Origin of the sequence: Streptococcus sp. 27098_8_66 (genome assembly GCF_041431945.1) — a bacterium.
GTDB classification, from domain to species: domain Bacteria; phylum Bacillota; class Bacilli; order Lactobacillales; family Streptococcaceae; genus Streptococcus; species Streptococcus dentalis.
Window position 1 is genome coordinate 51,464 of the sequence record NZ_JAPVYS010000008.1, and the last position, 24,812, is coordinate 76,275.

Sequence of the window (24,812 nt, forward strand, 5' to 3'; positions counted from 1 at the left end):
CTATTAAAAAATTCTCAAGTGCAAAGACTTGAGAATGGTTTGTTAATTTTTTATCAACCCTTCTTTTACCAAAAAGTCACGCGCTACTTTAGCAGCAGGCTTGCCTTCTACTCCGACTTGGTAGTTCATCTGGCTCATCTGGGCTTCCGTAATTTTACCCGCCAACTTATTGAGAACAGCTTCTAATTCGGGATGTTTCTTAAGAAGAGCTTCTTTCATGAGGGGAGCCCCTTGATAAGGTGGAAAAAGTTGCTTGTCATCTTCAAGGACCACCAGGTCATAACGAGCAAGTTCAGCATCCGTTGAGTAGGCATCTGTTATCTGGATATCACCAGACTGGATCGCCTGGTAGCGAAGAGCTGGCTCCATCGTTGAGACTTGTAGATGAAGACCATAGACCTTCTGCAAGCCCTTGTTTCCGTCTTCTCGGTCGTTAAACTCGAGCGTAAAGCCTGCCTTGAGTTGTCCTTCCACCTTTTTCAAATCTGAAATAGTCTTGAGTTCATACTCTTGGGCAATCTTCTTAGGGACTGCAACAGCATAGGTATTTTGATAAGCCATAGGTTTGAGCAAGGCTAGGTCGTCTTGTCGCTTGATCCCATCTCGAGCAGCTTTGTAGACTGCTTCTGGATCATGACCGACTTGTGGTGCTGGCTTGAGGAGACTTTCGGTCACCGTACCTGTAAACTCTGGATAGATAGCGATATCCCCTTTTTTCAGGGCTTCATAGAGGAAAGTAGTCTTTCCAAAATTCGGCTTGACGGTCACTGTCATATCTGTATTTTCTTCGATCAAGATCTTATACATATTAGCTAGAATTTCGGGTTCTGGTCCTAACTTCCCAGCAATGACCAGGTTTTCTTTTTCTGGTTTTGAAAGAAGACTTGGTGTATAAGAAGATCCTAATCCCAGGACCATGACAGCAAAGGCAGCAAAGATGGTCCGCAATTTGGCCTTTTCCATCCATTTAAGAAGAAGGTTAAAGGCGATGGCTAAGAAGGCAGAAGATAGGGCACCGATCAAAATCAGACTCGCATTATTGCGGTCAATCCCCAGAAGGATAAAGGAACCGAGTCCCCCTGCTCCAATCAAGGCAGCTAGAGTAGCTGTCCCGATAATCATCACTGCTGCCGTGCGAATCCCAGACATGATGACAGGCATAGCCAAGGGAATCTCAAACTTCTTGAGTCGCTCCCACTTGGTCATCCCAAAGGCGATTCCAGCTTCTTCCAAGCTTGGATCAATCCCTTGTAAACCAGTGATGGTATTTTGAAGGATGGGGAAAATGGCATAGATGACAAGAGCTGTTAAGGCCGGGAGCGTCCCGATTCCCATAATAGGAATGAAGAGGCCCAAAAGAGCCATGGAAGGAATGGTCTGGAAGATCCCAGCTAGCTGTAAGACCCAGTTGCTTGTTCTTTTGTGGATACTCAAATAAATAGCTAGAGGAACAGCTAGAAAAATCGCAAGGAGCAAGGTCAGTAATGACAGTTGCAAATGTTGCCCCAGTGCAGCGAGCCAGTCCCCAAAGCGTTCTTGAAAGGTTGCAAGTAGTTTAGACATGGTGAGCACCTCCAAACAAATCTGCGACAAAGTCGTTGGCTGGCTGGGCAAGAATGGTCTCAGAATCCGCTACCTGTACAATCTCTCCTTCTTGCAGTACTGCAATCCGGTCGCCTAATTTCAAAGCCTCGTCTGTGTCATGGGTCACAAAAATAGTGGTCATACCGAATTCTTTGTGCAATTCTTTGGTAAGAGTCTGCAACTGCTTACGGGAGATGGCATCCAAGGCCGAAAAAGGTTCGTCCATCAATAGAATCTTTGGTTCCCCAATGATAGCTCGCACAATGCCAATCCGTTGTTGCTCTCCACCAGATAACTCGCTTGGTAACCGATGAGCATAGTCTGCAGCAGGAAGCCCCACCTTGGCCAAGAGTTCTTCTGTTTTCGAAGCGATTTGCTCCTTGCTCCAGCCCTTCATCTCAGGAATGAGAGCAATATTTTCCGCAACGGTCAAGTTTGGAAATAGGGCAATGGCTTGAAGGACATAGCCGGTACTGAGACGTAACTCCCGTTCGTCATAGTCTTTGATGCGTTTCCCATCCATATAGATATTGCCATCTGTCGGTTCCAAAAGACGGTTCACCATCTTGATCATGGTAGTCTTTCCAGATCCCGAAGGACCCACTAGTACCATAAATTCTCCATTTTCAATGCGGAGATTGACATCTTTCAAAATGTCCTTTTCCGTGTAGCGCAAGACTACATGTTTGTATTCAATCATATTTTTCCTCAATAAGTTTTCTGTCTCTAAGAATATCCAATAAACTACTTGCTGGATGCCCTAGGACTTTTTCGACATCTGTAGAAACCCCAGCTTGTTCCCCAGCTTTAATCGCTGTATAGGTGCTGACCCAGGCATCGTACTCCCAAGTTTGTGCTGGCCATTTTTTCCGTGACTCATAGGCTTCTTCTACTGATTCATCCACATACGTGATGGCGACACCCGTCTCTTTTGAGAGAAGCGCTACGATTTCTTCCATGGAAAGATCCTCTGGCCCTGTCAGATTCAAGGTTTGATTTTCCCACTCCTTAGGATTTAAAAGAATCTCTGCTGCAACCCTAGATGTGTCCTTACGGGCAACAGCTGATACCAGGCCACTACCAGCCGGACCGCGAATTTCTCCATTTTCAAGTGCCATATCAATCAAGAAATCCAAATAAAAATTATCTCTCAAAATAGTATAGGTGAATCCTAACTCCTTGATATAGGCTTCCGTCTGGGCATGATCTCGAGACAAAGTAAACGTTGCCTTCTCATCTGCCCCATAAAAGGAGGTATAAACAATATGCTGCACCCCCGCCAGCTTTGCAGCATCTAAAAACTCCTTGTGCTCCTTGACACGCTCTGGATTTTCTCGAGCAGAGACCATCAACAAGGTATCGATACTCTTCAAGGCCTCAACCACCTCTGGAGTATTGGTATACGACATTCTACGGATTTCCGCAGACGCATAAACTGTTGCACGCTCTGGGCTTCTTGCCAAATGGATAGAAGCAATTCCTTTCTGATCTATGAGATCAGCTACATAAGAACCTAATTTCCCTGTTACACCTGTCATACCAATCATAAGCATTTTCCCCTCTACTATAATTCACTCTCTTTAGCTTTTAGATTTGTGATAATACGCTCTTGATAGGCTTCAAATTCTCGGATTTCTTGATCCGAAAAGCCTTGGTAAAAAATCTCTCCCAGTTCTTTGCTGACACGGTCACCGATTTCTTTTTGCGCCCAACCAAGGTCTGTCAAAGAAATATATTTTTTCCTTTTATCCTGCGTGCAAGGTTGAATCGTAACCAAACCTTGTTCTTCCAATTTCTTAACCATACTGGTCAATGTATTATTGGCTAGACCCGTCGCAAGAGCGATATCTGTCGCAGTAGCGCACCCCAACTCTTGCTTCCACAAAATCGTTAAAATTTTCCCTTGTTCACTTCTGTATTGAGCATCTGGTTCCTTGCTCAAGAGTTTTTGAAAAAGTCGCCCGTTCAATAAGCGTATCTGTAAAGCTTGGTATCCCCCTTGCATCTTGTCCATTTTGTCTCCTTTTTATTTCTATATCGAAATATCAAAGTCATTGTACCACTGCCTGTTACATCTGTCAACTATTTCGATATAGAAATAACATTTTCCTTGGAAGAAGAGAAACATTTAAACTCCTTGTAAAACAACACTGAGTTTTACATATGTTCACTGTAATGCAGAATGAAATTTGTTAAAAAGCTTCGGTAGGTTTCTTCCTACCGAAGCTTTTTTGATATCACGCATCCAACCAACAACTATTTTCAAACCGACTCTTTGCCTTTTCACAAAAATCCTCCAGAGCTGAACTCTGAAGGATTCATTTTTATTTCACAACAATGTTAACGAGTTTATTAGGAACACTAATCACTTTCACGATTTCTTTGCCATCAATCTCTGCTTTGACTTTTTCGTCAGAGAGAGCAACTTCTTGCAATTCTTCGCGTGAAAGGTCTTTTGCGACCATAAGTTTAGCACGGACTTTTCCTTTGATTTGAACGACGATTTCAATTTCATCTTCAATCAATTTGCTTTCGTCCCATGTTGGCCAAGCTACATAAGAGATAGACCCACCGGTTGCTGCGACTGTTTGCCAGAGTTCTTCTGCCAAGTGAGGCGCAAATGGGGCGATCAATTGGATAAAGCCTTTGGCGTAGTCTACATAGAGTTTGTCTTCCTTGTTTGCTGCATTGACAAAGACCATGAGTTGAGCAATGGCTGTGTTGAATTTCATCGACTCGATTTGCTCAGTGACAGACTTAACAGTTTCGTTGTAAACCTTGTCTAGAGCGCCATTGTTTTCCGCAACGATTTCTTTACTTGTGATCAAACGGTAAACACGGTCAAGGAATTTACGGCTTCCTTCCAGACCTTCTTCAGACCAAGCGATAGAAGCATCGAGTGGTCCCATGAACATTTCATAGACACGAAGGGTATCGGCACCGTATTGTTCCACCACATCGTCTGGGTTGACCACATTCTTGAGGGATTTAGACATCTTAGCTGGTGCTTGCTCCAACTCTTCTCCTGTTTCCACATGGAAGAAGGAACCGTCACGTTTTTCAACCTTGTCAGTTGCCACAAGAGCGCCACGGTGGTCACGGTAGCTGGTTCCCAAGATCATTCCTTGGTTAAAGAGTTTTTGGAATGGCTCCTTAGTCGGTACAACACCAAGGTCATAGAGGAATTTATGCCAGAAACGAGCGTAGAGCAAGTGAAGCACAGCGTGTTCTGCACCACCTACGTAGATATCGACTGGCAACCATTGTTTGAGGAGATCCTCGTCAGCCAATTTCTCAGTGTTGTGTGGATCGATATAGCGAAGGTAGTACCAGCTTGAACCGGCCCATTGTGGCATCGTATTGGTCTCACGACAACCTTTGACACCATCCTCACGAGTCACTTCCAGCCAGTCTGTCAAGTTAGCCAATGGGCTTTCACCAGTACCTGAAGGGCGGATGTCCTTGGTGACTGGCAAGACAAGTGGGAGTTCACTTTCTGGAACAGCTGTCGAAGTCCCATCTTCCCAATGAATGATTGGGATTGGTTCACCCCAGTAACGTTGACGGCTAAAGAGCCAGTCGCGGAGACGATAGGTAACCTTTTCTTGACCAAAGCCTTTTTCTTCTAGCCAAGACACGATTTTAGCAATCGCTTCTTCTTTGTTGAGACCGTTCAAGAAGTCAGAGTTGACGTGAAGGCCGTCTTCTGTATAGGCAGCTTCTTCAACGTTTCCACCTTCCAAGACTTCTACGATTGGAAGACCAAACTGTTTAGCAAATTCCCAGTCACGCTCATCGTGGGCAGGTACAGCCATAACAGCACCTGTTCCGTAGCTAGCAAGAACATAGTCCGCAATCCAGATAGGAATTTCTTTGCCATTGACAGGGTTAATCGCATAAGCACCAGTCCAAACCCCTGTTTTTTCCTTAGCAAGGTCTGTACGAGCCAAGTCTGATTTAAGGCTGGCTTGGTGTTTGTAGTCAGCTACAGCCTCAGCTTGTTCAGGTGTTGTGATCGCATCTACTAGTTCATGCTCAGGAGCCAAAACAGTGAAGGTTGCACCAAAAAGAGTATCTGGACGAGTGGTAAAGACTGTGAATTCCTTGTCTGTTCCTTTTACTTTGAAAGTGACATTGGCACCAGTTGATTTCCCAATCCAGTTGCGTTGCATGTCCTTGATAGACTCTGGCCAGTCAAGGTCATCCAAGTCGTTGAGCAAACGTTCCGCATAGGCAGTGATTTTAAGCATCCATTGGCGCATTGGTTTGCGGACAACTGGATAGCCACCACGCTCAGAGGTTCCATCTGGAAGAACTTCTTCGTTAGCGATAGCTGTTCCTAGTTCCTCAACCCAGTTTACTGGTACTTCAGCTTCATAAGCCAAACCTTTTTCGTAAAGCTTAGTGAAGATCCATTGCGTCCACTTGTAGTAGTTTGGATCTGTCGTATTGACTTCACGGTCCCAGTCATAAGAGAATCCAAGCGCATTGATTTGGCGTTTGAAGTTAGCGATGTTTTCTGCTGTGAATTCCGCTGGGTCATTCCCTGTATCCATAGCGTATTGCTCAGCAGGCAAACCAAAAGCATCCCATCCCATTGGGTGAAGGACATTGTAACCTTGCGCACGTTTGAAACGGCTAAGGATATCTGTTGCTGTGTAGCCTTCTGGGTGTCCTACGTGAAGACCAGCTCCAGATGGATAAGGGAACATGTCCAATGCATAAAACTTAGGTTTTGAAGCATCTGTTCCTGTCTTAAAGGTGTGATGGTCAGCCCAGTATTTTTGCCACTTAGGCTCGATTTCTTTATGATTGTAAAAACTCATAGCGTCTCTCCAATTTTCGTGATGCTCCTATTATACCATTTTTAGGCGATTTTTAAAGGTTCAGACAAAGAAAAAGACAGGTCCCATACGGGACCTGTCTTTCCTGTTTTCTTCAAGAAAAGTCTATTTCACATGCTTTTCAAGTTCTTCTTGCGCTTTTTTATTGGATTTTTCTTTTTCTTTCTTCCATTGATCACGCGCTTTGTCGTAGTCTTTAGCCGATACGACCTTGTCTTGAACTTCTAAATATTTATAGTTGAAGGATTGACCCTTGTGGCCTGTCCAAGCAAAGGCTGCAGAGTATGGTACAGTCTTACGAACGACTGGAGAAGCTCCATCTGAATGGATCGGAATCAAGAGGGCACTATCGGTCAACCAAGCTTGAGCGGCAGCATATTTTTCGTAACGCTTGTTCACATCTTTGGTTTCATTGTGCGCATCTTCGATCAATTGATCATATTCATCAAAACCAGCTGCTTTTGCGGCTGCATTATCCGTACCAGCATCGAATCCAAAGTAAGAATTGGCGTTTTCGCCGGATTTACCACTAGTGATATCGATGTAAGAAGATGGGTCCGTATAGTCTGGTCCCCAACCCAAGTTATTGTTCAAATCCCAGTCTTGTTGCGAAGCACTTTCAGCAAAGTAAGTCACCCGTTGCAGATCATCTTCAGAAATCATATTCAAATCAATGACAATATTTTCTGCTCCTAGTGTAGATTCAACTGACTGTTTAAAGGATTGAGCTTGTTTGATCCCTTCTGTATAAGTTGAAGAAGTTGGAAGGTCCAAATGAATTGGGAATTCAACTCCTTGAGCTTGCAAATCTGCCTTGGCTTTGGCAAACTCTTCTTTGGCCTTGGTTGGATTGTAGAGGGTGTCTTTTCCATCTGCGACAGAGACCCCTTTCCATTCATCCCCATAAGCTTCCAAGTCTTTTTCTACTGCATCACCAAATTGTTTGCCATCGATTTGGACAAAGTTTGGTGGCGTAAAGGTATTACGGATGACCTTATTGGCACCCGCTTCCCCGTTAGTTTGCGCTACATAAGCCTTGCGGTTAAAGGCAAACATAATGGCTTGACGGAAGTCCTTATTTAAGATTGCTTTCTTAGTTGAAGTCTTTTGAGTATCAGTAGTCTTCTTTGTGATTTCATAGGCCTGACGGTCAATGTTGAAGGAAAGGTTGTAGGTTGAGGAACCTTGGTCAGTATAGACAATGTCGTCCTTATGCTTCTTCTCTACACTCTTATAGTTGGAACCATTTGGGAAAACACGGGCAACTGTATAATCGCCGTTATCAAATCCACGAATCAAGGACTCTGAGTCTTGTCCATCATAATAGGTCAGCTTCACTTTACTGATCTTAACATTATCCGCATCCCAGTAGGTTGGGTTCTTTTCCAATATCGCAGAAGATTTAGAAGTGATGGATTTAATCAAATAAGGACCGCAGTAGAGGATACTAGACGGAGAAGTCCCTTGACCATAGTTATCTCCCTTAGATTTCAGGAATTCTCCATTAACCGGCATCAAGATCCCCATCGTAGTCTTAGAATTCCAGAAACTTTCTGGTTGGCTCAAGGTATATTGAACGGTGTAATCGTCAATAGCTTTTACACCAACTGTTGAAAAATCAGATGTCTTCCCTGAAACATAATCATCCAAGCCTTTGACAGATTTTTGGACCAAGTAAATTGCTTGTGATTTCTTGTCTGCTGCGTGCTTGAGACCTGTGACAAAGTCTTGGGCCTTGACTTCTCCATATTCTTCCCCTTCAGAAGTCATCCATTTGACCCCTTTACGGAGTTTATAAGTATAGGTCAAGCCATCCTTGGAAACCGTCCAGTCTTTAGCAAGCGACGGAATCAAATTCCCATACTTGTCCACTTCCAACAAGCCATCTATCGCATTTCCTGTAAACTCGGAAGTCGATTTTTTATTAGAAATCGAATAGTCGAGGGTATCTGGATCCTGGGTATAGACATAGCTAAAAGTCTGTTCGCCAGAACTTCCAGATTTTCCACCTGAGCAGGCTGCCAGTACACCAGCTGATAAAAGCAGAGCGCTGGCAGCTAAGAGTACCTTTCCTTTGTTCATATAAATCACCTCATTGTAAAAATGTTATACTCAATTTAAATTATAGCACTTTCTAGGGAAATGTAAACGCTTTTACTGCGAAATTATTCTATTTCTTCTTTATTTTTTCAATTTCTTCTTTTTCTAGAATTTTTTAAAGTTGAATCCCTGGCATGTATGATATAATGGAATCTATGAATCATGGGAGACATTTACACAAACGACTAAAACACAGCCTCTTGTCCCTCCTTGTAGGAGTCTTGACATTAGGTCCTATTTCCACTGCTTTTGCGGACGACATCTACCAGCAAGAAGATGTCATGAAAATCGCAGCTGATGCTGGACTGGTATTGGACGATTTTTACAAGCCTAAGGCTGACATCGTCATCGATGCCAATACTGGAGCCATTTTGTACGGAGACAATATCGACACGGTCCGGGATTCCGGAAGCATGGCCAAGCTCATGAGTGCCTATGTGGTCTTTCGGGCCCTCAAAGAAGGCAAGATCAAGTACGATACCGTTGTCACAGCAACAGAGGCAGATCAAGCCATCTCGGAAAACAATCTTTTAAGTAACTCACCTATTGTAGCTGGTGTTGACTACAAAGTATCTGAATTGATCAAGATGCTCTTTGTTCCATCTTCCAGTGCGGCCGTGATTATGCTCGCCAACGCCGTCACTGACAATGATCCCGATAAGTTTTTGGACTTAATGAATCAGTACGCGCAAGAAATGGGGATGAGCCATACCAAATGGCACAATCCAAATGGGGCGATGATCTCGGTCCTTCAGGGCTACTACAATCCTCAGCGCTACGATGTCAATGCGAATAACGAAATCACAGCGCGGGACATGTCTATTCTGGCTTATCACATCGTAAACGACCTGCCAGAAATGTTGGAATACACCAAGCAAGCTCACACTACGATCATGGAAGGAACCCCCTACGAGCAAAGCTACGATAACTACAATACTTCCCTCGAAGGTGGAAAATTCGCCCTTAAAGGAACAGATGGACTCAAAACTGGATCCAGCCCGACTGCTGACTACAACTACACCGCGACAACCAAGCGGGGTAAACAGCGGATTATCGAAGTCATTTTGGGGGTTGGAAACTACGATGTCGAGATCGCCGAAAGTTACCGCAATCAAATCGGGAATACCTTGGCTGAGAAAATGTTCGCAGACTACCAGTATAAAAAAATCCTTTCTGCAGGCGATCATACCATCGACGGGAAGACCATTCACTTGAAGCAAGACTTCTATGCGACCGTTAAGAAGGGGACGAAGCCAGCGCTAAAACTCGAAAATAACCGCCTAGTCGTTCAGAACGGCTTGCAACAGGTATCTCCAAGCATTAAACCTGGGGTGGCCGTCAGTGAGTCTAAAGCAACGACCTCTAGCAGTAAAAGCAAGGGACTCGATGTCATGTGGCTCTTCTGCTTCCTGCCTGCCGGAATTTTATACCTGATCTTTAAACAAACCGATCCAAAAAGAAGAAAATAGAAAAAGAACTCCCATTACCATAAGGTATGGGAGTTCTTGGTTTGTCGACAAAGTCATCTTAGGCCAAACCTTGAACGTAGGCATCTACTGCTACGATGGCTTGGGCAATATCAGAAGCCTTCACTTCAAATGGCATTTGATGGATGGTTTCTCCTTCGATGGTGGCCTGTTGGCCAACCTTGAGAAGATCTTCATAACTTGCAGTTTCAAGATGCATTTCTTTCAGAGTAGTTGGCATACCGATTTGTTGATAGAAACGAATGTATTTATTCAATTCTTCCTTCGGACGGTTTTCCAAGAACAATTGAACGAGCGTTCCGTAGGCTACTTTTTCACCGTGAGTTAAATGGTGGATGTCCCCAGTAAGGGCTGTAAAGCCATTATGGATGGCATGGGCAGCAGCTAATCCCCCACTTTCAAATCCAATACCACTGAGAAGGGTATTAGCTTCAATAATGTTTTCAAGAGCAGGGGTTACAACTTTGGCTTCACAAGCAGCCATGGCTTGGAGACCATCAGCAAATAAGGTTTCTTCACAACGTTGTGCAATGGCGACACCCGCTAAGGTTTGTCGTTGACCCAACATGGTTTTTCCATTCGCTTGCATCACTGCACGCGCTTCTACCCAAGTTGCTAGGCCATCTGCGATACCAGAAGCGAGCAAGCGTTTTGGTGCTTGAGAGATCACTTTGCTATCCACCAAGACCAATTCTGGGTTCTTAGAATAGAAGATATAGCGCTCAAAGGCACCCTCATCCGTATAGATAACCGACAAGGCGGAAACGGGAGCATCTGTAGAGGCGATGGTCGGAGCAATCACAACTGGTGATTTTAGAAGATCAGCAATAGCTTTTGCACTATCGATGGTCTTTCCTCCACCAAGTCCAATGACCAAATCACAGCCATTTTCTTCTGCCAGACTAACCACACGATTGATTTCGTTGTCAGAAGCTTCTCCATTGAAGAAGACTGGCAAAACCGTGAGCCCATTTTGACCAAGGTATTCTTCAAAACGCTTCCCTACGATATCATAGACCACTGAATCACATAGCAAAACAGGGTGATTCCCTAATTCTGAAATAGATTGCGCATTTTCAAATAAGGCATTCTCACCTTGAATGTAACGTGACGGACTTGCAAAATTTCTCATAGTCTGCTCCTTTAAAATTTATTTAGTTCACACCTATAGTAGCATTTATTTCTATGAAATTCAAAGAATTATACAAGGCTCCAATCAATTAAATTTATCTGTTCACGCAGCCATTGAAACCGCTTCGTTTTTATTTGATATCTCCTATGATTTCTAATCCTCTCAAAAATCCCCAAAGCTAGTTTCAGTAGGTTGAAACTTGACTTTGGGATTTTTATTTTTTTCACGAGCGATCAAGAAAATCAATCGCTTAACTGAAGTTGAGACTACTTACTTTGATCAACGAAACGAGTATCGCGAAATTGAACTCGCCCTAAAAGCGTCGAGAAAAAGAGAGATTGACTGGTGGGCCTGGCCCACATGGTCAAGAAAATCAATCAATTGCTTAACTGAAGTCGAGACTACTTCCTTTGGAAAAAAGATAAATCAATTGGCATTCAGGGAATGCGGCATTGATTTCCTATTTTTCTGCAGGAAGTTTCGGTAAACCGAATCGTCTCTCCTATCTTAGTTTACCAAATAATCACACGATCCTCTGGTGCGCGCCACATGCCGTCGCCTTCTTTGACATCAAAGGTTTCAAAGAATTCGTCAAAGTTTGGTAATTGGACATTGGTGCGGAGTTTTCCTGGTGCGTGGACATCGACACTTGCGAGGAGTTGCATATATTCTGTCCGAGCTTTCATGCGCCAGATACGAGCAAAGTTGATGAAGAATTCTTCTGCTGAGAAATCTTCCTCTTTCTTAGCAGCTTCAAGGGCTGCAGCGATTCCTCCGAGGTCTGCTACGTTTTCAGAAACGGTCAATTTCCCATTAATCTTGGCACCGTAAGAGTCTTGCCCTTCGAACTGATCGATGACCTTTTGCGTGCGAGTGGTAAAGGCTTCGTAATCTTCTGGCTTCCACCAGTCTTTCAAGCTACCGTTTTCATCAAAGGAAGCACCATTGGTGTCAAAGGCGTGGGAGATTTCATGGGCAATGACCGCACCGATTCCGCCGTAGTTGGCTGATGACGATTGGTGAAGGTCATAGAAAGGTGCTTGCAAAATCGCTGCTGGGAAGACAATTTGGTTTTGTTGCGGATCATAGTAGGCATTGACCATATTAGCTGGCATGTGCCATTCGCTCCGATCGACTGGTTGGTTCCACTTGCTCCAAGTATGGGCAATGGAAATTTGAGCCAATTTTTGGGCATTTTCTACCAAGTTTTTGCTCTCGTCGATGATCTTTTTGGCGTATGTTTCTGGTAATTTTTCAGGGTAGCCGATATGCGGTGTGATGACATTGAGTTTGACAATGGCTTTTTCGCGGGTTTCAGGAGCGAGCCAGTCTGCTTTTTCTAAGCGCTCCTTATAGACGTCAATCATGGTCGCTACTTTGTGCTCTACATCTGCTTTTGCTTCTGGTGAGAACTTTTCGCCCGCATACCAGAGCCCAAGCGCTTGGCTATAAGGTCCTTCTGCCAAAGCCAAAGCTGCCTTTTCTTTCGGACGTGCTTCTGGTGTCCCTGTGATGGTCCGTCCATATTCACCAGACAGGACACGGATTTCTTCGGTCAAGAAAGACGTCCAATCTAAAGCTGCACCTAGTTTCAATTTAGCATGAAGGGTTTCCCAGTTGGCTGCTGAGTAGAATGTTGGTGCGAATTCCTTCCAGAAACACTCTTCTGGCACGATGATAGTATCTGGCGTTTGTCCGATCACTTCTGTAAAGAAGGTATCGAGTGGCAATTCTGGAACCAAGGCCTTGAAATCTGCCCATTCATAAGGATGGTAGAGTTTGTTGTACTCTGATTTTTCTTCGTTTGACAAGACATATTTGGCCAATTCTGCATCAGCCGCAATGACCTTATCCAGGATGTCTTTGATTTCTTCCTCTGAGAAATCGAATTTTGCCAAGAGTTTTTCAACCATTTGACGCCAAACAGCTAATAACTCTGGTCCTTTTTCATTGTCTTCTTCATAGTAGGTTGTATCAGGCAAAATCAAACCGAGTGCTTCTCCCCACAAGACATTCATTTGGGCATTCATAAAGTCTGGTGACACGCTAAATGGCAAGAGATTTGGTTTGCCAGCTAGCTCATAGGTGCCCAACTTGCTGGTATAGTCTTCAAAGGAAGATAAGGCCTTGATTTCGTTGATCAAGGGCATAGCTGGAGCCACACCAGCTGCTTCTCGCGCATCAAAATCTGCCACCATTTTGTGGTATTTGACAAAGTTTTGCAGAATGCTATCTTCAGGCAATTCTTCTCCTCTTTGCCATTTTCCGGTAATATCCAACATCAAGTTTTCGATATCTTGGATCAAGTCCATAAAACCACCGGTTGACGGTTTGTCATCAGGAATCACTGCTGTCTCAGCCCATGCCCCATTGACGTAATCATAAAAATCATCTTGTAAACGTACCATGATCTTCTCGCTTTCATTCTTTTGTAATAACCTTATCAAAAATAGGTCAATTTTTCAATGATTACAAGAGATTTAAGTTGAATTATTTTAAAAATTAACTTGACTTAACTTTTTATTCGTGTATAATTATTTTAAAAATTAACTTGACTTAATTTTTTTATTCATGTATATTAATAGTAAAGGAGCAAAATCATGATTCAAATTGAACATCTCAGTGTTGCTTACCAGCAAACACTGGCCTTGGAGGATCTTTCCCTCACCATCCAGGGTCCAACCATCCTAGGAATTCTTGGACCCAATGGAGCAGGAAAATCAACCCTGATCAAGGCCATGCTAGGTCTTCTCCCTCATTCGGGAAAAGTCCAGCTCGATCAAAAAGATCTCAGCCAAGTTCTTCAACGGGTGGCCTACGTCGAACAGAAATCCGCTATTGATTTCCACTTCCCCATCACGGTGAGAGAGTGTATCTCACTGGGTCTTTATCCCCACCTTTCTATCTTCAAGCGAAAAAGCAAAGAGGATCTCCAAAAAGTGGAAAATGCCTTGAAACTTGTCAATCTTCTTGATCTAGCGGATCGCCAGATTGGCCAACTTTCAGGAGGGCAATTCCAACGGGTCCTGATCGCCCGCTGCTTGGTCCAAGAAGCAGATGTCATCTTTTTGGATGAGCCCTTTGTAGGGATTGACTCCGTTAGCGAAGACATCATTATGCAGACACTAAAAACCTTGAAAAAAGAAGGCAAGACCATCCTGATCGTCCATCACGACCTCAGCAAGGTCCCAGCTTACTTTGACCAAGTCCTCCTCCTTCATCGTAAACTGATTGCATTTGGGAAAACAGAGGAAACCTTTACCAAAGAAAATCTGCATGCAGCCTATGGGCATGAACTCTTTATAGGAGGTGGCGTCGGATGATTACAGAATTTATCGATGGATTACAGCAATTCCACTTCTTACAGAATGCCCTGATCACAGCCATCGCCATCGGGATTGTCGCTGGAGCCGTTGGATGCTTCATTATTTTAAGAGGCATGTCTCTCATGGGAGACGCTATCTCACACGCAGTTCTTCCGGGGGTAGCCCTGTCCTTTATCCTTGGCATCAATTTCTTTATTGGCGCTATTGTCTTTGGCCTCCTGGCGTCCGTCCTTATCACCTATATCAAGAGCAACTCCATCATCAAGAGCGACACTGCAATTGGGATTACCTTTTCTTCTTTCCTCGCCTTAGGAGTCATCCTGATTGGAGTCGCTAAAAGTTCCACCGACCTTTTCCACATCCTCTTTGGGAATATCTTGGCCGTCCAAGACCGGGATATGTGGATAACCATCGGTGTTGGTGCTGCGGTCTTGCTGGTGATTGTCCTACTCTTTCGACCCTTACTGCTCACATCTTTTGATCCTGTTCTGGCTCAATCCATGGGCGTCCGGGTCAAGGTCTATCACTACCTCCTTATGGTGCTCTTGACCTTGGTTTCTGTCACTGCTATGCAGAGTGTCGGAACCATTCTCATCGTCGCCATGCTCATTACACCCGCTGCGACGGCCTATCTCTATACCAATAGTCTCTGGTCCATGATGCTCCTTTCATCCGGATTAGGTGCTCTTGCATCCATCCTGGGACTCTTTATTGGCTATAGCTTAAACATCGCCGTCGGGTCTTGTATTGTCCTCACTTCTGCTGTCTTCTTTCTCATCAGCTTCTTTATCGCTCCTAAGCAGAGAAAGAATAAGCACGCTCTTTCATCTCATTAAAGGAGAAACACATGAAAAAAACCGCTTCTATCCTCGCCCTCTTTGTGGCGCTCTTATTTGGTCTGTTGGCCTGTAGCAAAGGCTCTTCTTCTGGAGCTTCTGGTAAATTGAAAGTGGTCACCACCAATTCAATCCTTGCAGATATCACTAAAAATATTGCTGAGGATAAGATCGATCTGCACAGTATCGTTCCTGTCGGCAAAGATCCTCACGAATACGAACCGCTTCCAGAAGATGTCAAAAAGACTTCGCAAGCAGACCTCATCTTCTACAACGGGATCAACCTCGAAACCGGTGGCAATGCTTGGTTTACTAAATTGGTCAAAAATGCCAATAAAGTTGAAAACAAAGACTATTTCGCAGCTAGCGACGGAGTCGACGTCATCTACTTGGAAGGCCAAAACCAAGCTGGAAAAGAAGACCCTCACGCTTGGCTCAATCTCGAAAACGGGATCCTCTACGCTAAAAACATTGCCAAACAATTGATCGCAAAAGATCCCAAAAATAAGGACTTCTACGAAAAAAATCTAGCAGCCTATACTGAAAAACTTAGTAAGCTCGACCAAGAAGCCAAACAAAAATTCAACAATATCCCAGAAGAGAAGAAGATGATTGTAACCAGTGAAGGCTGCTTCAAGTACTTCTCCAAAGCCTACGGCGTCCCATCTGCCTATATCTGGGAAATCAATACGGAAGAAGAAGGGACACCTGACCAAATCAAAACGCTGGTAGAAAAGCTCCGGCAAACCAAAGTACCGGCCCTCTTTGTCGAATCCAGTGTCGATGAGCGTCCTATGAAAACTGTGTCTAAGGATACCAATATCCCGATCTATGCAAAGATCTTCACTGACTCGATTGCCAAAGAAGGAGAAAAGGGCGATAGCTACTACAGCATGATGAAGTGGAACTTAGACAAGATCGCAGAAGGATTGAGTCAGTAGACCATTCAGATTTCTAAACAAATCAGTGGCTCTTCCCCCTTCATTGATGTACAATGAAAAGAAAAAAGGAGTCTTTTTATGGCAACATTTTTAGGAAACCCTGTGACCTTTACCGGATCTCAACTTCAAGTAGGGGAAATGGCCCATGATTTTTCATTGATCACTCCAGCTCTTGAGAAGAAATCTTTAGCTGATTTTGCTGGCAAGAAAAAAGTCCTCAGCATTATCCCATCCATCGACACAGGTATCTGTTCGATGCAAACACGTCACTTCAATCAAACCTTATCGGATATGGAAGACACTGTCGTCTTGACGGTCTCTGTCGACCTTCCTTTTGCTCAAGGTAAATGGTGCGCTGCTGAAGGGCTCGACAATGCCATCATGCTCTCAGACTACTACGACCATTCCTTCGGGAAAGCATACGGCCTCTTGATCAATGAATGGCACCTACTCGCACGCGCTGTCTTGGTCTTAGATGCGGATAACAAGGTTACTTACGTTGAATACCTAGACAATATCAACAGCGAACCAAATTACGACGCTGCAATCGAAGCCGTCAATGCGCTTGGATAAATGAAAAAAGAGGTCTGCGACCTCTTTTCCATTGCTATAAAATCCGATGAAGTCCATTCTGTAGGAGAACGCGCCAGCGTAAGCGAGGGATGCCTCTGAGGAAACTCCGCACGCGCTGTGCCACTTGTTGCTTGTAGCTCTTGCCTCCTTGTGCAAAGACTCCTTTTCGACTCCAGTAGCCTTCGACACTGCGATCATTTTTAGGGGCTAGATAGCGAACACCTTGACGATAAAGGACCTGCTTCCGAAAGGCTGGGTCCCAAGCTTTGACGGGGTCAATATCTAAGTCCTTATGGGTCCGTCCCCTAGCCAGCCCGTAGTTAAAACTAGCCCCATTGACAATGCCATTTTCAGAAACTTCTACTGGATCGACTTCATTGAGAAAACGCCCGGCTTGATCGAGAATATACTCCGTATGAAAATTTAACAAGACCTTGAAATTGACTTGTTGGGAGGCCCCTGATGGATAATGAAGGTGACCATCTGGCCCTAGGGAGACCTTATTGTGAAGGCGGGCAGCCGCATAAGCATCCACCGTGACCGCTCTAGCCTCCTGTAAGTAAGCTTGTAAGGCCTCCTCGTCAGTCTGTCCAGCTCTGGCCTCATGCGTCCGAATCCACTGGGCTTGGTAACTTGAAAGTAGGTAGCGCAACTGGTGAACCTGGCGTTTCAAGAGCTGATCTCCCGACTGATCTGCTAAGGGATCCTTTTCAAAGGCGATTTGCACGACGTGTGAAAAAACCTTCCAAAAATCGGAACCTGGCGGACAATCTGGAGCCATCCTACTCAGAAGAAAGGCTGTTTCTTCACAAGTTCCGGACAGGTCACTTGGCATAAGAAGAATTTTCATGACTCCCCTCAGCAAGTCTTGGGCAGCCGTTTCCGTTAGATCCTTGATCTCTTGAAACCACATATTTTGAAACAGAGGACTGGCAAAGAAAAAGACAGACTGGTATTGTTCTTGGTAGGCTTGTGGATCTTTCAATCCCTGCAAGTGCTTCTCTAGATAGGCTAAACTACTCTCTCTCCAGCCTAATCTCACTAATTCCCGTCTGTTCATAGTGCCGTCCTTTCTATGCTTCTATACTACCATCTTTTGGAGCTTGAGACAATTCTCATTACTCCACTAGCGTTTTTGAAGATTTTTTTGATATACTAGAAGTGAGCGAAGAAAAGAGGAAAGCATGACACCAAACAAAGAAGATTACCTCAAGTGCATTTATGAAATTGGTACAGAAGTAGACAAAATCAGTAACAAGGAAATCGCGAGTCGCATGCAGGTCTCTCCACCCGCTGTGTCCGAGATGATTAAGCGTATGATCTCTGAGGGCCTCTTGGTGAAAGATAAAACCCATGGGTATCTACTAACGGATCTAGGATCGCAGTTGGTCTCTGATCTCTACCGCAAGCACCGCTTGATCGAAGTATTTCTTCTGGAAAAACTTGACTATACAACTGAAGAAGTCCATGAAGAGGCAGAAGTTCTCGAGCATACCGTTTCTGAACATTTCATTGACCAGCTGGATCACATGCTTGGAACTCCTAAGACCTGCCCTCACGGTGGGACAATTCCAAAGAAAGGCGAAAGGCTTGTCGAAGCCTACCAAGACCGTCTCAGCGAAGCGACCCAACCTGGTCTGTATATTCTGCAAAGGGTCCATGACACCTATGAATTGCTAAAATTCTTAGACCAGATCCATCTCCAGATTGGGAATACTATCGCGTTTCAACGGTATGATGACTACACAGGCCTCTATCACTTAGTCATCCATGGACAAGAAATTTCTATCAACCAAGTGATCGCCCAACAACTCTATATCGAAAAACATGCAGTCTAATCCGACTGCATGTTTTCTTACTTATGGATTTTTTGTATCTAACAAAATCGTCACTGGACCATCATTGATCAATTCAATCGCCATATCGGCCCCAAAGATCCCTCGTTTGACAGGGACTTCTTTTTCTAATTGATCATTAAAGGCATCATATAACTGACTGGCCATATCTGGCTTGGCAGCCCCTGTAAAAGCAGGACGGTTGCCTTTTTTGGTATCCGCAAAGAGGGTAAATTGAGAGATCGATAAGATTTCCCCTTGGATATCTTTGACCGAAAGATTCATCTTATCTTCCTCATCTGAGAAAATACGCATCTGCGATACCTTGCGGACCGCATAATCCAAATCCTTCTGGTCATCCTCAGGCCCCACTCCCACTAGGAGCAACAAGCCTTGCTGGATCGCATTGTAGACTTGACCATCAATGGAAACTGAGGCACTTTTGACCCGTTGAATCACTAATTTCATTTGATTATCCTATTTTATAAATCTATTTGGCATTCACTACTAACCTTCAAAGAACATCAACTTCAGACAAGGCAGTGAGACGTAGACAGTACTTCAGTACGGCGAGACGAGCTAACCAACTAATAAAAGAGTTCTGACCATGTTCTACTTGCTTCAAAGAAAATCGACATCAGACAAGGCAGTGAGACGCAGGCATAACTGTAGTTAGGCCAGTCGAAACTAACGCAGTATGAAGTCGATTTTCGTAGAAGACTAGCCGTTGGTACGCTTAACAGAGTACACCTCCGGCACACTCTTAATCTTATCCACAACCGTTGTCAACATCGATAGGTTCGGAATCCCAAAGGAAATGTGGATATTGGCAAATTTCATGTCTTTGGTTGGTTGGGCATTGACAGTTGAGATCATCTTAGCTGTATTGGAAAGGACTTGGAGTACATCGTTAAGAAGTCCGGCTCGGTTGAGTCCGTAAATATCGATGTGGGCGATATAGTCTTTGGTCGTGTTGTTATCTTCCCATTCTACATCGATCAAACGTTGCTCGTAGTTGTCTTGAGCGCGAAGATTCATACAGTCCTGACGGTGAATCGCGACCCCACGTCCTTTGGTGATGTAGCCGACAATTTCATCGCCTGGAACTGGGTTACAGCACTTAGCAATCCGAATCAAGAGGCCAGAAGCTCCTTGGATAACCACGCCACCTTCGTGACGGACCTTGAGGGTGTCTTTTTTATTTTCAACCTTGACCTCGCCACCTTTGACTAGCTCTTCTGCTTCTGCGCGTGCCTTAGCCCGCTCTTCTTCTCGGCGTTCATCCTCCGTCAAGCGGTTAAAGATGGTAATAGCCCCAATCTCTCCAAAACCAATCGCCGCAAACAAGGCTTCTTCTGTCTTATAGCTTGATTTTTGTAGCACTTTGTCCATGTGCTTTTTGTCCATGAACTTATTGGCTACCAAGTCATGCTCGTGGAATTGGGCCATCAAGAGGTCACGGCCACGGTTAATAGACAATTCCTTGTCTTGATTTTTAAAGAATTGACGGATCTTGTTGCGTGCCTTGCTAGTTTTAACAAGGGTCAACCAGTCACGACTCGGACCAAAGGAATTGGCATTGGTGATAATCTCCACCTGGTCTCCCGTCCGAAGTTTGGTATTGAGGGGCACCATCCGGCCATTGACCTTGGCACCAATCGCTTTTTCCCCAACTTTGGTGTGGATTTCATAGGCAAAATCGATTGGTCCAGAATCTTTCGGAAGCGAGCGCACAGTTCCATCTGGAGTGAAGACGTAAATCTCTTCTGCCAGGATGTCTTCTTTTACATTTTCTACGAATTCCTTGGCATCGCCTGACTGGTCTTGGAGTTCCATCATCTCCTTGATCCAGTTCATCCCAATAGCAGATTCCTTGCCGTTAACCTGACCCTTGATCCCTTTTTTGTAAGCCCAGTGAGCGGCAACCCCGTATTCGGCAACCTCGTGCATCTCCTTGGTACGGATCTGGAATTCAATCGGTCCTTTAGGGCCGTATACAGTCGTATGGATGGACTGATAGCCATTGGCCTTCCGGTTGGCAATATAGTCCTTAAATCGACCCGGCATTGGCTTCCAGAGCTCATGGATATAGCCCAGCATGGCATAAACATCACTTGGAGTGTCCAGGATGCAGCGGATGGCAATCAAGTCATAGATTTCATCGAAGCGTTTCTTCTTATCCTGCATTTTGCGATAGATCGAATAGATATGCTTTGGTCGACCATAAATTTTCCCATGCAGATGGCGTTCCCCAGCATAGGTCTCGATCTTGTGGACAACCTCTTCGACCAACTCTTCTCGCTCGCGACGTTTTTCCTTCATCATATGCGAAATCTTGTAGAATTCAACTTCATTCAGATAACGGAAGGACAAATCCTCAAGCTCCCACTTGACGCTGGAAATCCCGAGACGGTGGGCGAGTGGCGCATAGATCTCCATGGTCTCACGCGAAATGCGCTCTTGCTTATCCTTGCGCAAATGCTTGAGGGTACGCATATTATGCAAGCGGTCTGCCAATTTGACCAAAATGACACGAATATCTTGAGACATGGCCATGAGCATCTTGCGATGGTTTTCCGCCAACTGCTCTTCATGGGACTTGTACTTGACCTTCCCGAGCTTGGTCACCCCATCGACAATCACGCGCACATCATGACCAAATTCGCGCTCTAAATCATCTAAAGTCGCATCCGTATCTTCCACGACATCATGCAAAAAGCCGCAGGCGACCGTCACAGCATCCAGTTTCAGCTTGGCAAGGATCCCTGCTACTTGAATTGGGTGGATGATATAAGGCTCGCCAGACTGACGGAATTGCCCATTATGGCAATCAACCGCATAGACCAAAGCCTTTTGTACAAAAGCAACATCTTCAGGTGATAAATATTTTTTTGTAAGGGCAACGACTTGGTCCCCTGTTAAATTCTCTTCTTTCGGCATGTATTTTCTCCAGTTTCTTGGATACTATTTTAACACTTTTAGAAGCAGATGGGAACCAATGAAGCTACTTTAATATACGGATACTTCTCGAAGATCATTCTGGGATCCACCTTGCTTTCATCATTCTTGTAAAAAAACTAACGAAGCGATTCCTTCACTTCGTTAGTTCATTAATTCTGTGACAACACTCACGGCGCTGAGGGCGTAGAGTGGCGCTGTTTCTGCTCGCAGGATGCGAGGACCAAGTCCTGCAAGAATGGCTCCTTTAACTGTAAAACTTTCAATTTCTGCAGGGGAGAGGCCTCCCTCTGGCCCAAAGATAAAGAGCAATTTGCTTCCAGCTTCCAATCCGGTCAGAGACTGAAGTAAAGCTGCTGCCTCTCCTTCTTTAGCCGACTCTTCATAAGCCACCACGATCCGATCAAACTGTTCTAACTGAGCCAGAAAGTCTGCCTTTTTCTCAAAAAGGGTAATGCTTGGAACAAGATTCCGCTTGCTTTGCTCTGCTGCTCCAAGGGCGATTTTTTCTAGTTTTTCAACCTTTTTACCCAATTTCTTGCCATCCCACTTGGCAACTGACCAATCGGCAGGAAAGGCCCAAATTTGACTAGCACCTAGCTCTGTTACTTTTTGAGTGATAAACTCCAGCTTGTCTCCCTTGGGAAAGCCTGAAGCGATGGTCACTTGAATAGGTAGTTCCACATTGTCAGCTAATTCTTTGATTAGCTCCAACTGACGAGCCTCCACATTGACCACGCGCGCCAAACGCTTGATCCCATCATCAAAGACTAGGGTCACCTCATCATCTTCTTTCAAGCGCATGACCTGAAACATGTGCTTGCTAGTTTCCTTCTCCTCGATAGTGACAGGTGAGCTAGCCAAACCTTTTACAAAATACTGTTGCATGCTAGCCTCCAATCACACCAGAAATATCCTTAGTTTTTTTGAAGACACAGGCATTCCATTCCCCTTGGATCATGTGGGTTTCAAGGAAAAATCCAGCTGCTTCTGCTGACTCACGGACCATGTCCCACTTGTCCTTAATAATGCCACTCATGATGAGGTAGCCTTCATCCTTGACCAAGCGATAAGCATCCTCTGTCAGATGAATGAGGATATCCGCCAAGATATTGGCCACGATAACATCTGCCTCAATCTCCACACCTTTCAGCAAATCGCCTGGGGCAACATGGATATTTTCCATGCCCGGATTGAGCTCAATATTTTCCTGAGCGACACGAACCGCTACGTCATCCAAGTCATAGGCAAAGATTTCCTTGGCACCAAGAAGGGAGCTAGCAATGGAGAGGACACCTGAACCAGTTCCCACATCTAGCACCGTTTCGCCACCGCGAAGAACCTGCTCCAAGGCAAAGAGACTCATCTTGGTTGTTGGGTGAGTTCCAGTTCCAAATGCCATACCAGGATCCAACTTGATAATCTTTTCTCCCGCTGTCGACTCATAGTCTGTCCAAGATGGCACGATGGTCAAGTCATGAGTGATACGAGCTGGCTCATAGTATTTCTTCCAGTTGTCGGCCCAGTCTTCCTCAGCCAAGGCAGTCGTGCCAATATTAATCTCTCCTAAGTCCATAAAGTCGGTCAATTCTGCTAAACGAGCCTGCAAGTCCGCTTCAACCGCTGCTACATCAACCGTTTCCGGGTAGTAGGCCGTCACCACGATTTCTTCTTGTTGCTCGATTTCAGGGAAAATCTCACCGAAGCGGTCCACATTTCCCACATAGTCCATGCTGTCTTCAATCGCAACACCTTGGGCCCCCAGCTCGATCAAGAGATTGGAGACCAGCTCCTCTCCCTCACGCTTCACTGTAACCTTTAACTCTTGCCATGTTTCCATCTGATTCTCCTTAACAATCCATTATTTCTTCTAATTCTTTTAAAGTCTTGCCGTCCTTATTTTTCCAATCCGTTCGTCCATTCGTATTCATTCCTAGTACAAAAGCAGCTGCATAAGATGGACTGGAGAACAGTTGCTTTTCTTGTAAAACACCATCTTTAATCACATTTGACTTGATTAATTCCTTACGCAATTCTTTTAGGCTTGCTGGTATTGCGGGTGAATCAACCTCATCCACTTGACTGCCTTCTAAAACAACAAAACCTTCCGAAGTCTGTTCACAGATGGCTTCAATCATTCGATTTGATTTCTTTGTTTTTCGCTTCAAATAGAGATAAGTTGAATTTTCATCAGAAACATTCTGATCCGTTTTCTTGGTCATAGGAACAAACACTCGGTACCCTAAGGTTCCTACAATCATCAAAGTATTTTCTACAACCTCATCCAACTCAGACTGCTTTTCTTCTGTTACATTCCCAGAATTGGGCTCATTCCCATTTTTTACAATGAAGCGCCCCGCGTCCTTTGCTAGTTGTGTAAATTTATTTTCCAAGTAACTAATTTCTGTATGACCAAAGGAATTATTCTGCGTCGTCAAAATAATCACATCATTAAAATAATCTGCATGATTATCACGAGTATGTTCCTGGACACGTAAAAGGACACCCTCACCGTTTTTGCGATTCGTAGCCTGCCCGATGTAGGTAACATCCTTTTGCTTATCCTCATCACGGCCAAATAAGAAATAAATGCCACTTTGCTTCATTTCATCACGTGATTTTAAATCCGCCAATTGAATTCGAGGAATTTTATAAATCACACCGGTCCAATTTGACAAAGTACATTTGATTTTTCCTGTCACTTCGCCATCCATGAGAAACATGTTAATATTTTTACTACGCTTCATCATTTATCCTTCTCCACATAATCTCTCACTCGTTCTTGTAATTGGGGAACAACCCGATCTGAAGTTAAAAACTCTTCAAAGCTCACTAACTTATAGCCCTGTCCCTCGTCTCCAAAGATGATACTTTCGAACTGTTCCTGCGTCAACTTCCCAACTAAAAAGACAGATTTCTTGTTCTCATCTAGCATACTGGGGTAGAGTCGAGACCAGATTACGTCATCTTTCGACAGTTGGATATTCAATTCTTCATAGACTTCACGCGCCACACACTCAAAAGGGGTCTCATTTCCTTCCCGACCACCACCTGGTAATTCCCACATATTAGGCCAGGGAATATCCTCCTTGTCATCACGCAAGATAGTCAAAATTTGCCCATCACAAATCAAGGCAATCTTACAACCCGTAAATTCGAATCGTGCTTCTAAGCAATCCTCAAGCATGAGCTTTCC

21 protein-coding genes are annotated in these 24,812 nt (G+C 44.4%); 6 read left to right on the forward strand and 15 right to left on the reverse strand.

What is annotated here, in order from left to right; genetic code table 11:
• Window positions 1–42 precede the first annotated feature (42 nt).
• From O3642_RS06995 to O3642_RS07020, 6 genes are all read right to left on the reverse strand, one after another.
• On the reverse strand, window positions 43–1,563 hold the full coding sequence (locus tag O3642_RS06995; RefSeq protein WP_371605664.1) for an ABC transporter permease/substrate-binding protein: 1,521 nt from the start codon (window positions 1,561–1,563) through the stop codon (window positions 43–45).
• On the reverse strand, window positions 1,556–2,284 hold the full coding sequence (locus O3642_RS07000; RefSeq protein ID WP_155127211.1) for an ABC transporter ATP-binding protein: 729 nt from the start codon (window positions 2,282–2,284) through the stop codon (window positions 1,556–1,558). Before O3642_RS07000 ends, O3642_RS06995 begins: the two co-directional genes overlap by 8 nt.
• Entirely contained in the window at window positions 2,277–3,131 is an 855-nt protein-coding gene (locus O3642_RS07005; RefSeq protein ID WP_371605665.1) for an SDR family oxidoreductase, read from the reverse strand. Before O3642_RS07005 ends, O3642_RS07000 begins: the two co-directional genes overlap by 8 nt.
• 17 nt (window positions 3,132–3,148) lie before the next feature.
• Entirely contained in the window at window positions 3,149–3,598 is a 450-nt protein-coding gene (locus O3642_RS07010) for a MarR family winged helix-turn-helix transcriptional regulator (protein WP_003013716.1), read from the reverse strand.
• Between the two features lie 310 nt (window positions 3,599–3,908).
• Window positions 3,909–6,410, reverse strand: coding sequence for a leucine--tRNA ligase (gene leuS / locus O3642_RS07015; protein WP_371605666.1), 2,502 nt, complete (start codon window positions 6,408–6,410; stop codon window positions 3,909–3,911).
• Window positions 6,411–6,533: 123 nt separating this feature from the next.
• Window positions 6,534–8,510 (reverse strand): peptide ABC transporter substrate-binding protein, encoded by a 1,977-nt coding sequence (locus O3642_RS07020; RefSeq protein WP_371605667.1) that lies wholly within the window; start codon window positions 8,508–8,510, stop codon window positions 6,534–6,536.
• A 164-nt stretch (window positions 8,511–8,674) separates the two neighbouring features.
• Between O3642_RS07020 and O3642_RS07025 the strand changes: the two genes are divergently transcribed.
• On the forward strand, window positions 8,675–9,997 hold the full coding sequence (locus O3642_RS07025; RefSeq protein WP_134974660.1) for a DUF1958 domain-containing protein: 1,323 nt from the start codon (window positions 8,675–8,677) through the stop codon (window positions 9,995–9,997).
• A 58-nt stretch (window positions 9,998–10,055) separates the two neighbouring features.
• Here O3642_RS07025 and O3642_RS07030 read toward each other — a convergent pair whose 3' ends face one another.
• Both O3642_RS07030 and O3642_RS07035 read right to left on the reverse strand, forming a co-directional pair.
• Window positions 10,056–11,147 carry a glycerol dehydrogenase gene (locus O3642_RS07030; protein ID WP_061455727.1) on the reverse strand — a complete coding sequence of 364 codons (1,092 nt, stop codon included), beginning with the start codon at window positions 11,145–11,147 and terminating at the stop codon, window positions 10,056–10,058.
• 512 nt (window positions 11,148–11,659) lie between these two features.
• Entirely contained in the window at window positions 11,660–13,555 is a 1,896-nt protein-coding gene (locus O3642_RS07035; protein WP_342986590.1) for a M13-type metalloendopeptidase, read from the reverse strand.
• Window positions 13,556–13,747: 192 nt separating this feature from the next.
• On the opposite strand from O3642_RS07035, the gene O3642_RS07040 reads away from it, so the two are divergent.
• The 4 genes from O3642_RS07040 (at window position 13,748) to tpx (ending at window position 16,823) form a co-directional block, all read left to right on the forward strand.
• A complete protein-coding gene (locus O3642_RS07040) occupies window positions 13,748–14,470 on the forward strand; it encodes a metal ABC transporter ATP-binding protein (protein ID WP_003004103.1) in 723 nt (240 codons plus the stop codon).
• Window positions 14,467–15,309, forward strand: coding sequence for a metal ABC transporter permease (locus O3642_RS07045; protein WP_003004302.1), 843 nt, complete (start codon window positions 14,467–14,469; stop codon window positions 15,307–15,309). Before O3642_RS07040 ends, O3642_RS07045 begins: the two co-directional genes overlap by 4 nt.
• A gap of 11 nt (window positions 15,310–15,320) precedes the next feature.
• On the forward strand, window positions 15,321–16,250 hold the full coding sequence (gene fimA, locus O3642_RS07050; RefSeq protein WP_023919586.1) for a metal ABC transporter substrate-binding lipoprotein/fibrin-binding adhesin FimA: 930 nt from the start codon (window positions 15,321–15,323) through the stop codon (window positions 16,248–16,250).
• 78 nt (window positions 16,251–16,328) lie between these two features.
• The gene (tpx, locus tag O3642_RS07055; RefSeq protein ID WP_195623508.1) at window positions 16,329–16,823 is read left to right on the forward strand and encodes a thiol peroxidase; all 495 of its coding nucleotides are present in this window, start codon (window positions 16,329–16,331) and stop codon (window positions 16,821–16,823) included.
• A 34-nt stretch (window positions 16,824–16,857) separates the two neighbouring features.
• Here the strand turns inward: tpx and O3642_RS07060 are convergent, their stop codons facing one another.
• Window positions 16,858–17,883: a DUF3114 domain-containing protein gene (locus tag O3642_RS07060; RefSeq protein WP_342986589.1), complete on the reverse strand. Its 1,026-nt coding sequence runs from the start codon at window positions 17,881–17,883 to the stop codon at window positions 16,858–16,860.
• 124 nt (window positions 17,884–18,007) lie between these two features.
• On the opposite strand from O3642_RS07060, the gene O3642_RS07065 reads away from it, so the two are divergent.
• Window positions 18,008–18,661: a metal-dependent transcriptional regulator gene (locus O3642_RS07065; RefSeq protein ID WP_049486458.1), complete on the forward strand. Its 654-nt coding sequence runs from the start codon at window positions 18,008–18,010 to the stop codon at window positions 18,659–18,661.
• A gap of 21 nt (window positions 18,662–18,682) precedes the next feature.
• Here O3642_RS07065 and dtd read toward each other — a convergent pair whose 3' ends face one another.
• The 6 genes from dtd to O3642_RS07095 all read right to left on the reverse strand — a co-directional run bounded on the left by dtd (window position 18,683) and on the right by O3642_RS07095 (window position 24,803).
• On the reverse strand, window positions 18,683–19,126 hold the full coding sequence (gene dtd, locus O3642_RS07070; RefSeq protein ID WP_049486459.1) for a D-aminoacyl-tRNA deacylase: 444 nt from the start codon (window positions 19,124–19,126) through the stop codon (window positions 18,683–18,685).
• A gap of 252 nt (window positions 19,127–19,378) precedes the next feature.
• Window positions 19,379–21,598 carry a bifunctional (p)ppGpp synthetase/guanosine-3',5'-bis(diphosphate) 3'-pyrophosphohydrolase gene (locus O3642_RS07075; protein ID WP_371605668.1) on the reverse strand — a complete coding sequence of 740 codons (2,220 nt, stop codon included), beginning with the start codon at window positions 21,596–21,598 and terminating at the stop codon, window positions 19,379–19,381.
• Window positions 21,599–21,760: 162 nt separating this feature from the next.
• Window positions 21,761–22,504 (reverse strand): 16S rRNA (uracil(1498)-N(3))-methyltransferase, encoded by a 744-nt coding sequence (locus O3642_RS07080; RefSeq protein ID WP_371605669.1) that lies wholly within the window; start codon window positions 22,502–22,504, stop codon window positions 21,761–21,763.
• Window position 22,505: 1 nt separating this feature from the next.
• On the reverse strand, window positions 22,506–23,456 hold the full coding sequence (gene prmA, locus O3642_RS07085) for a 50S ribosomal protein L11 methyltransferase (RefSeq protein ID WP_371605670.1): 951 nt from the start codon (window positions 23,454–23,456) through the stop codon (window positions 22,506–22,508).
• A 10-nt stretch (window positions 23,457–23,466) separates the two neighbouring features.
• Window positions 23,467–24,366: a GIY-YIG nuclease family protein gene (locus tag O3642_RS07090; protein ID WP_371605671.1), complete on the reverse strand. Its 900-nt coding sequence runs from the start codon at window positions 24,364–24,366 to the stop codon at window positions 23,467–23,469.
• Window positions 24,363–24,803 carry an NUDIX hydrolase gene (locus tag O3642_RS07095; RefSeq protein ID WP_371605672.1) on the reverse strand — a complete coding sequence of 147 codons (441 nt, stop codon included), beginning with the start codon at window positions 24,801–24,803 and terminating at the stop codon, window positions 24,363–24,365. The genes O3642_RS07090 and O3642_RS07095 overlap by 4 nt, the downstream gene beginning before the upstream one ends.
• Between the last annotated feature and the right edge of the window lie 9 nt (window positions 24,804–24,812).